Here is a 9,986-nt window from a genome sequence, read left to right on the forward strand (position 1 = left end):
GTCGCATTTAATTTTACAACCTATCTTTCAAAAAAATAGTGAAGCATCGAGAAACTCATTCGTTAGCTCAATGCCTCACTTTGTGATTAACCTAATAGTTCTGATAATTCATCTGCTGTTAATGCACGATACTCCCCTTCGGTTAATTGTTCATCTAATTTTAGTGTGCCCATAGTTAATCTTTGTAAATAAGTTACTTCACTTCCTAAAGCTTGAATCATACGTTTAACTTGATGAAATTTACCTTCATATATTGTTAATTTAATCGCTTGCTCCAAAATTATTTCTAACGATGCGGGTAAACATTGTGTGCCATCTTCTAACACAATACCTGCTTGCAATTGTAACACAGCATCCGAAGGTAAAGCTTTATCAATATGTGCATAATAACATTTAGCGACATGGTGTTTAGGTGATAACAAACGATGTGCTAATTGACCATCATTCGTTAATAATAACAAACCGACTGTATCTATATCTAACCTGCCTACTGGAAACAAATCAACATGATGATAATGTTCAGCAACTAAATCAATAACCGTTTCATGAAAATTATCTTCAGTTGCACTAATAACACCAGCTGGTTTATTTAACATAATATAATAATACTGTTGATAAATTATCACTTCATCATTCACTTTAACACTATCTTTATCCACATCTACTTTAAATTTCGTATCTAAAATACGTTGATCATTGACTGTCACACTGTGCTGTTTCATGAATTTTTTACATTGTCTTCTCGTTACTATTCCCATATCCGCTAAAAATTTATCTAATCTCATACTTACCTCCTAATAAAAAAGGTGCTAAAGCACCTTATTTTTTCTCTATTTTTGCAATAAATGGTATACGTGTACCTAATAATTTACTTGCTAAGCCATAACGTGCAGTCAATAATAAATAAACGCTACCACCAATCATTGCACATATCGCTATAATGATTACCGCCCCTTTACGTTGTGTAGGATCAATCACATAAGTTAAACCATAATAACTTAATACACTAACTAAATACATCACTGAACTAACGATTAATATCCATGCCATATTATATAACACTTCTATCGGTTTATAATTCACTGATTTCTTGAGTATAATAAAATTACCAATAATCATTACTACATACGCTAGCGTTGTCGAATGAATTAAACCATGTGCCTGAAACGCTGTAATTAGTGGATAACTTACTGACACTTTAACAATTAAACCTATAATTAATACGATAATATTCCATTTTTGTTGCTCAATACCTTGTAATAACATAGATGTTACCGAATAAATTGAGATGACTAATGCTAATGGAATATAACTCATTAATAACACACTATTTTCTGGTGCATAGCTATAAAAAGCTGTATAAACTGGACCAGCTAATGAATAAATACCAAAAAGTGCAGGTATTACTAAATACAACATCGTACTTAAAATTTTATCAATTTGTTGCTTCATTACCTTATATTGTTTTTGAACAAATAGACGTGTAATAATCGCTAATAAAGTAAATGAAAATGCTGTTGCTAATGACACAGGTACCATGACGATTTTATTAATCAAATTCGTTACTACAGAATAAATATCATCTGTCAAATGTGCTTGATGAATAGCACTCATTGCTCTCGGAAAAATCGCATTATCAATTAAACCGAATAACGATACTGTTGAAGCAATGAAAACAAATGGAATCGCACTAATAATAATTTCTTTATACGCCTTAAACAATGATAAACGTGCTTGACTACGATCTTGATTAACATGATATTGAATATGTTGATAATTTTTCATGTAATAATAAGCTAAAGTTAAAATACCTATTAATGAACCGATCGTTGCACCATAAGTCGCAATACCATTGGCTGCAATAACATCTCCAGTTGTATTCATTACTAAATAAACACCAACTAATAAGAAAATAATACGTCCTACTTGTTCAGTTAATTGAGATACAGCTGATGGCGTCATAAATTCATTACCTTGAAAGAATCCTCTTAACATGGCTAATGGCGGTACTAACAAAACTGCCCACGATAATGATTGAATTACAAAAGCTAAATCAGCCACAGAATAAGTTTGACCTTGATCAGCAATAGAGATTTTGGCAATCATTGTTGCACCAAAATACATGATTAAAAAGCCAATTAACCCCATAATAAACATAAATATCATGCCTGATTGAAATAATTTATTTGAAATTTTATATTTTCCTTGTGCATTATATTTCGCAATCAATTTAGCAATAGAAGACGGCACCCCAATTGTTGTGACCTCTAATACTAATGCGTAATAAATATATGCATAAGTAAATAATGCAATATTTTGTGAACCACCTATAAATGAATAGAATGGAATAATGTAAAGTAAACCAATTAATTTTGATGCCATAATACCCGCAGTCAAAATAAAAGTTCCTTTCATTAATGATTGTTTTTTCATACAGTATATTCCTCTCGTTAATTATACTACCCGTTTCTCATTTTACCATATTTTCAGATGATATGGATATTACATTATTAAAACATTCACGAACATGATATGATAGAAGAGAAATATATAATCAAGGAGTAACTCATGAAAAAACATCATTATGATATCGTCGTAATAGGCGGTGGCCCTTCAGGTTTAATGGCAGCAATTTCAGCTAGTCAATCTGGTGCTAAAACTTTATTAATTGATAAAGGTAAACGTTTAGGTAGAAAATTATTATTATCTGGTGGTGGACGCTGTAATGTCACAAATAGTCATAGCGAAAGTGACATTATTAAGCATATTCCTGGTAATGGTAAATTTATGTACAGCCCCTTTTCTACTTTTAATAATCAAGATATTATTGAATTTTTCACCAATTTAGGTGTACCTTTAAAAGAAGAAGATCATGGGCGTATGTTTCCACAAAGTAATAAAGCAAAAGATGTCGTTAATGCTTTATTAACTCAATTGGAACAACAACATGTTACTGTGTGGACAAATGCAAAAGTCGCTGATATTACAATAGATAATCAACAAGTCACTGGTGTAATTTTATCTGATGACCAATATGTACAATGTCGCAATGTCATTATTGCCACAGGTGGTTGTAGTGCACCACATACAGGTTCTACTGGTGATGGCTATCCTTGGGCAAAAAAAGCTGGACATACGATTACCCCACTTTTTCCAACAGAAGTGCCCTTACTTAGTCATGAAGCATTTATTCAAAATAAAACTTTACAAGGCTTATCATTAAGAGATATTGGCTTATCTGTGCTTAATCAACAAGGGAAAGCGATTGTTACGCATCAAATGGATATGATTTTTACCCATTTTGGTATTAGTGGCCCTGCAGCACTTCGTTGTTCTCAATTTATTTATCGTGAGCAACAAAAACAACAGCAACAAAACATTACTGTTGCACTAGATATTTTTCCACATAAAACAATCAAACAAGTACAACAAGAAATTGATGATTTATTAAAAGATGCTCCTAAAAAGGCCATTAAAAATATCATTACACAATATATCCCTGAACGTTATGCATTATTTTTATTACAACAAGCTGATATTAATGAACACTTAACATCCTTTGATATTTCTCCAAAAAAATTAACACATTTATGTCAGTTAATTAAACAGTTTACTTTTAAAATTTCTGGTACATTACCTCTTGAAAAAGCGTTTGTTACAGGTGGTGGTGTTGACATTAAAGAAGTTGAACCACATTCTATGATGTCTAAAAAAACAAATGGCTTATTTTTCTGTGGAGAAATTTTAGATTTACATGGTTATACTGGTGGCTACAATATTACAGTTGCCTTAGTGACTGGTTATGTCGCTGGCTTAAATGCAAGTTGGCAAGTTTAAGCCTATTATGTTAAAATTATTGTAAATTATGTATAAGGAGGCGCTTTATGGTTGCTACAATTCTAAATGGAAAAATTATCGCTCAACAGTATCGTCACAACTTAAAACAACAAGTTGAACAATTAAAACAACAAGGGGTGCACCCTAAACTAACTGTAGTGATTGTCGGTGATAATCCCGCATCTCAAAGTTATGTTAAAGCTAAGCACCGTGCTTGTTTAGAAAATGGCTTTCTATCAGACATTATTCAATTAGAGCCAACCATTACTGAACAAGCATTAATAGCACAAATTCATCATTTAAATGAAGACCCTACTGTTCACGGTATTTTAATTCAATTGCCACTACCACAACATATTGATGAGCAATTAATTTTAAATGCTGTTGCACCACATAAGGATGTTGATGGTTTTAATCCTATTAATGTCGGTAAATTAGTCATTGGCGAACCAACCTTTGTACCTTGTACACCATTAGGCATCATCCAATTAATTAAAGAAACTGGCACTGACATTAATGGTAAAAATGCACTTGTGATTGGTCGTTCAAATATTGTAGGTAAACCTGTTGCCTTACTTTTATTACAAGAAAATGCAACTGTAACGATAGCACATTCACGCACTAAAGATTTAAAACAACATTTAAAAGATGCTGATATTGTTGTTGCCGCGGTAGGTCGCAAACATTTAATTAGTGGACATGATATTAAAGAAGGCGCCATCGTCATAGATGTTGGTAATAATTTTGAAAATGGTAAGATGTACGGTGATGTCAATTTTGACGAAGCATTAGAACGTGCTAGCTTTATTACACCTGTTCCTGGTGGTGTTGGGCCAATGACGATTACGATGCTCTTAAACAATACATTATTAGCAGCAAAAATGATTCAATAATTATATCCTTTTAAATTGGTACAAATATTATTGGGTTTATTAAAGAAAAACATTATATAATTCATTTATGAAGGAGCACGATGACATGAATATAATTAAAGCATTTAACCAATCTATAGAGTATATTGAAACCGTATTAGATGATACTATTGATACTAATAAAATTGTTGCCATCTCTGGTTATTCTTATGCAATGTTTAGTCGATTATTTTCTATTTTAACAAATATCCCTCTATCAAAATATATTAGAAATAGAAGATTATCAGAAGCTGCTATTCAACTAAGAGATACAAATGATAAAATTATTGATATCGCAATGAAATTCGGTTATGAATCATCAGATGCTTTTGGTTCAGCCTTTAAACATTTTCATGGCTTCACACCTTCTGAGATTAGAAATGGACAATCTTTCAAATCATTTTCTCGAATACAATTATCACTGACTGTACAAGGAGGACAAATCATGAATCACACAAATAAAGAACGTACTATCATTAATGTCACTACTAAAAACATCCAAGAATGTTTATGTACAACACATAATACACAATCAACTTGCCTGTGTCAGCCTGGGCAATGTCAATGTCAAACGAATCATTGTGATTGTTATCAATCAGGACAATGTACTTGTCCACCTGATGCCTGTCATTGTCAACATGAACAATGTCCATGCCATATTGCTTCTTAATTTAACTAATATAAAAAAACAACAATTTTCAAAATCGAAAATTGTTGTTTTTTTATGATTATCACTACATAAATAAATTTTTATAAGCAAATATCGCAATAATACTAGCTATAATTGGCGCTACAATCGGAATCCAACCATATCCCCAATCTGCACTTTGCTTATGTTTAAAAGGTAAAAACATATATAATAAACGCGGCCCAAAATCACGTGCTGGATTTAATGCTGGACCAGTTGCTCCTCCTAATGATACAACTAAAGTCCACACTAAAAATCCTAAAGTCATGTGCGCTGTACCTGGGTTATCTACAAATAATGATGATTTTGTAATCCCTAAAGCTGCGAAAAATAAAATAAATGACCCGATAAATTCATTGGTAAACCCATTAATTTTACAATTTGCTGCATTTGTTGTCGAAAACGTCCCAAAAATAGCACCTGAATCAGTTGTCATTTGATAATATGGACGATAAGCAAAATAAACAATCATTTGACCTATCATTGCACCTATCACTTGTGCAACAATGTAAGGTACAACTTCGTGCCATGGGAACATGCCATTAATAGCTAAGCCAATAGTAAAAGCAGGATTTATATGATTACCACTAATACCCCCGAAAATCATTGCTGGTATCATTACACCAAAACCATAGCCAAAAGCAATTAAATTCCAATTACCTACGCCTGCTTTAGTACCTTTTAATTCTACATTAGCCACCGCACCATTACCTAAAGTAATCATTAATGCTGTTGCCATTACTTCTGCAATTAAACGAATTGTTAATGAATAGTCCATGATAAAACTCCTTCTTACTCAGCTATTTCATAAATATATATTAACTTTAATGCGTTTTTCTGAAAAAGTAAAGATAGTTTTATAAACAAATCATTGAAAACGAATTAAATTTCAAACATTTTATGAAAATTTTTAATAATCAGTTGAAATCGACAAATAATGTTCAAAAATAAAAAAGAGAACGACATAAATCATTCTCTCAAATATAATCTACTTGACTAAAAGCTCTTTACTTACTTCACAAACATATCAGTAATAATTTTATACATCCACCCTAAATTCCATGTAATAAAAAAGACAATCCATAATATTGCTGGTATAAAAGTATATGATTTTAATAACATCGCATCTTGTACACCTTCTGGATGCCAACTACTTAAATATTGACCTAAAATAAGAGTGTCAATGATATTACCTACCGCAATCCAAGAAATAAGTAATAGCAAAACAGTCGGTAAAAATAAATTAACACCAAATTTTTGTGTTGCTAAATATACTGCGACAATACATAAGGCAATCAAAATAGTTAAAATAATTTTTTGATTACTCTTGAAAAAAACATAAACTAAAATCAAGCCAAACATGGCTAATAAGATTTCATATTTTTGATTAGCAATTAATTTTAAAGCCATATAAACAAATGGTAAACCAACTGTATAGCCAACAATCGCTACTAAAAATCGGCTAATATAACCAATCAATGTGTGTGCTGATACGACAGTAGCACTAGCACCACCACCTTGATTAAAATTAAAAGTAATGGCTTGTGTTGTACTGCCCGTTAATGAACCTATAAAACCATGCATAAATTCATGTAAAATGGTACCTGAAAATCTTAATAATGTACTTAATAAATTGGCACTAAAAAAATACAAAATAAGTAAACTGACGACCGCACCTATAAAAATATATTTGTCTGTCACTGACAAAGATTGATTTAATTTAAACATAGTAAACTCCTATTCATGATGATGATATTGTGCTAACTGTTGTTGCAATGCCACATCTGAAATTTCATAAGCATAATCAATATAATCGTGAATAAAATCGTGATTATCATGTAATTGCAACATAGCTTGCGAATAAAAATAACGTGCTTTATCATCTTCTTCTAAACCGCGATAAGTACGTGCCGCTTCCCAATTATAATAAGCATTATGTTCAAAATCATTTGTTTCTTCTTGACTAATATAATGTAAAGCTTGTTCAAAATCTTCATATTCATTATAGTATTCTAATAATAATAAACGTGGTTCTAAATAGTTATCATCTAATTGCAAGGCTTGCATTAAATACATAATACCTTCTTTTGTATTACCATAACGTAAAGCTAAACGACCGACCAAGGCATACAATTCTTTACTATGTTCTTGATGTTTTAATGCTTGTTGACCGATATCTAATGCTGCCTCATACTTTTCTTCATGTTCATAAATTTCAATTAATAAATCATAGGCACTATAATAATCAGGATCCATTAAAATTACTTCTTCTAAACGTTTAATCGCTTCTTGAATATAATCCAATTGATAAGCACTATAAGCCAATTGAAATAAATGTAAGGGCAAACGACTTTGTTCCACAGCTTTTACTAAATGTTCATAAGCACGTGTAAAATCTGCACCTTGAATAAAACATTCTCCTAGACGTTGATGAATAACAATACCATTAATTTCAGTCATGCCTAAATCTAATACTTCACTATATTGATGTGCTGCTGGTAAAAATTCTGATTGTATCATTAATAATTCTGCCAAAGCAAAATGCACAATAGCTTCATCTGGTGCCAATTTCAAAGCCATTTGTAATTTTTGTTGCGACACTTCATATAAACCTTGTTGTTGATAAATATCTGCTTCAATCATCAATAGAGGTACACTTTCTTGATGTGCATGGATAATAACTAAAGCTTCATCATCCTTACCTAAATCAGTTAAGCCCTCACATAATAACACTAATAGTGCTTCATCATCAGGATAAGATACTAATAAATGAGAGACAATTCGATTTCCCTCTTCAATATAACCTAAATGATATAAATGTTCAGCTACTTCAAATAAATATTCTTCTGACGCTTCTTTAATTAATTGTGTTATTTGTTCTTCTGTTATAATTGTATCATGTTGATATAATTGTTGAATAAATGTTTCCATAATGACCTCTCTTATCTATTTTCTAATATTATGCCTTATCCTATAGAAGTTGACAAATGATATGATACAAATAAAAAATCATTTAAAATCAAACATATTATTATTCTCACTAACTAAAGCATAGTTTTTTATTTTATACTTCTATTTTCATCACCTTTCATCAACGCGAGCCAAATATTTTTAAGTTAATCCTGATAATGAACGCATGACTAAGTCAATATCTTTATTTTCTAATTCTTGAATAATATGAAAATATGTTTTTTGTGTTGTTGTCATACTTGCATGACCTAAACGTCTTGCGATACTCGCAATAGATACACCAGCAAAAAGCAATAAAGATGCGTGTGTATGGCGAAGACCATGAATAGAAATAACAGGCACATTTGCTTTGTTACAAACTCTTTCTAAAATATTATTAATAGTAGAATTATAAATTTTATTTTTTGTTGCTATAAAAATAGGTTGTTCAACTGGTATCCCTTTTATTAACTCAGAAAATTGAATAACCGTTTGCCAATCTAATTGTATTTTTCTAACTGATGATTGATTTTTAGTAGGTAAAAATCCACCATTTCCTTTATAATCCCAAGTTTTATTAACCGTAAGCATTTGATGTGTAAAATCAAAATCTTTAGGTGTCAATGCTAATGCTTCAGAAAAACGCATTCCCGTTTTAGCAACAAGTAAAATGAACCAATCCCAATTAATATTTTGTGTAAGATTAAGATGCGTTAACATTGTATGCAATTCAAATTGATTTAAATATTTAATTTTTTTATCACGAGGTGTTTTTCCTTTGATAATCGCTTTTCTTGTCGGATCACGATCAATTAAACCTTCATCGACAGCATCAATAATAGCTCCTTTAAGTTGGTGATGAAAATCCATTGTAGTTTGTCGTTCATGTTCTATGGCATAATCATTCAATAGTTGTTGATAAGAAATACGTGTTAATTCACATAATTTTAAATTAGGTATAAGTTTTACTAACCATTGATGTGTCATACGATATTTTGCCATAGTTACTGGGCGAATAGCACCTTCTTTATAAATAGTAATCCAACGTTTATAATATACATGAAATTTTTCAAATCGATTTATTTTATTTAACATGATTTTACCCCCTATTTTTAGAAATTTGGCTCACGCTGATGAAGAGTGATGAGATTCTCAAATAGTTTAAAAATTCTTCCAATCTTATATTGTTCTTTTTTAGTAATAGGAACCATTAGTTCTATGTTTATTAAGTCAGTAGAATTAATAGCTGGATAACTTGTTCCTGTACATTTATTTAAAACATTTTTGACAAATTTTTCTTCTTGAATTTTACTTAATAAAAAATAATTATCAATATTTGGTCTTAGTTGTGCATATCCTGTTGAAAAAACGTAATTATTGTGAGGAAGATTATATAAAAAATTATTTTTTTGATAAGGACGAACTGTTTGATAAAAAATATCTCCTTGAGATGCTAATCTTTGTGCTCGTGATGGAGCATTGATTTTCAATAAAGTTTTATGATTTAACATATTAACTCCCCTAACACTTTCTAAATCAACATATTCAAATATTTCAGGAATAATTGATTTAGGATTAATCTCTGCCACTTCCCCCAACTT

The 9,986-nt window shown here is 30.8% G+C and carries 10 protein-coding genes; 3 read left to right on the forward strand and 7 right to left on the reverse strand.

Annotated elements, in window-relative coordinates:
* Nucleotides 1-86: 86 nt before the first annotated feature.
* Together AC5EAH_RS06830 and AC5EAH_RS06835 are read right to left on the reverse strand one after the other, a co-directional pair.
* The gene (locus AC5EAH_RS06830; protein WP_493494030.1) at nt 87-785 is read right to left on the reverse strand and encodes a pseudouridine synthase; all 699 of its coding nucleotides are present in this window, start codon (nt 783-785) and stop codon (nt 87-89) included.
* 34 nt (nt 786-819) lie between these two features.
* A complete protein-coding gene (locus AC5EAH_RS06835) occupies nt 820-2,433 on the reverse strand; it encodes a putative polysaccharide biosynthesis protein (RefSeq protein WP_493494031.1) in 1,614 nt (537 codons plus the stop codon).
* 135 nt (nt 2,434-2,568) lie between these two features.
* Here AC5EAH_RS06835 and AC5EAH_RS06840 point away from each other — a divergent pair, with 135 nt between their 5' ends.
* The 3 genes from AC5EAH_RS06840 to AC5EAH_RS06850 all read left to right on the forward strand — a co-directional run bounded on the left by AC5EAH_RS06840 (nt 2,569) and on the right by AC5EAH_RS06850 (nt 5,418).
* Nucleotides 2,569-3,837 carry a BaiN/RdsA family NAD(P)/FAD-dependent oxidoreductase gene (locus AC5EAH_RS06840; protein WP_493494032.1) on the forward strand — a complete coding sequence of 423 codons (1,269 nt, stop codon included), beginning with the start codon at nt 2,569-2,571 and terminating at the stop codon, nt 3,835-3,837.
* Nucleotides 3,838-3,884: 47 nt separating this feature from the next.
* Nucleotides 3,885-4,730: a bifunctional methylenetetrahydrofolate dehydrogenase/methenyltetrahydrofolate cyclohydrolase FolD gene (folD, locus tag AC5EAH_RS06845; RefSeq protein ID WP_493494033.1), complete on the forward strand. Its 846-nt coding sequence runs from the start codon at nt 3,885-3,887 to the stop codon at nt 4,728-4,730.
* 85 nt (nt 4,731-4,815) lie between these two features.
* On the forward strand, nt 4,816-5,418 hold the full coding sequence (locus tag AC5EAH_RS06850) for a helix-turn-helix domain-containing protein (protein WP_493494034.1): 603 nt from the start codon (nt 4,816-4,818) through the stop codon (nt 5,416-5,418).
* Between the two features lie 64 nt (nt 5,419-5,482).
* Here AC5EAH_RS06850 and AC5EAH_RS06855 read toward each other — a convergent pair whose 3' ends face one another.
* The 5 genes from AC5EAH_RS06855 to AC5EAH_RS06875 all read right to left on the reverse strand — a co-directional run.
* On the reverse strand, nt 5,483-6,214 hold the full coding sequence (locus tag AC5EAH_RS06855) for an MIP/aquaporin family protein (protein ID WP_493494035.1): 732 nt from the start codon (nt 6,212-6,214) through the stop codon (nt 5,483-5,485).
* 233 nt (nt 6,215-6,447) lie between these two features.
* A complete protein-coding gene (locus tag AC5EAH_RS06860) occupies nt 6,448-7,164 on the reverse strand; it encodes a M50 family metallopeptidase (protein ID WP_493494036.1) in 717 nt (238 codons plus the stop codon).
* Nucleotides 7,165-7,173: 9 nt separating this feature from the next.
* The gene (locus AC5EAH_RS06865) at nt 7,174-8,367 is read right to left on the reverse strand and encodes a tetratricopeptide repeat protein (RefSeq protein ID WP_493494037.1); all 1,194 of its coding nucleotides are present in this window, start codon (nt 8,365-8,367) and stop codon (nt 7,174-7,176) included.
* 180 nt (nt 8,368-8,547) lie between these two features.
* Nucleotides 8,548-9,480, reverse strand: coding sequence for a site-specific integrase (locus AC5EAH_RS06870; protein ID WP_493494038.1), 933 nt, complete (start codon nt 9,478-9,480; stop codon nt 8,548-8,550).
* A 17-nt stretch (nt 9,481-9,497) separates the two neighbouring features.
* Nucleotides 9,498-9,986 (reverse strand): restriction endonuclease subunit S (locus AC5EAH_RS06875; RefSeq protein WP_493494039.1); only part of this gene is annotated, 489 nt, incomplete at its 5' end.

The sequence above is a fragment of the Staphylococcus sp. B1(2026) genome (assembly GCF_058895785.1).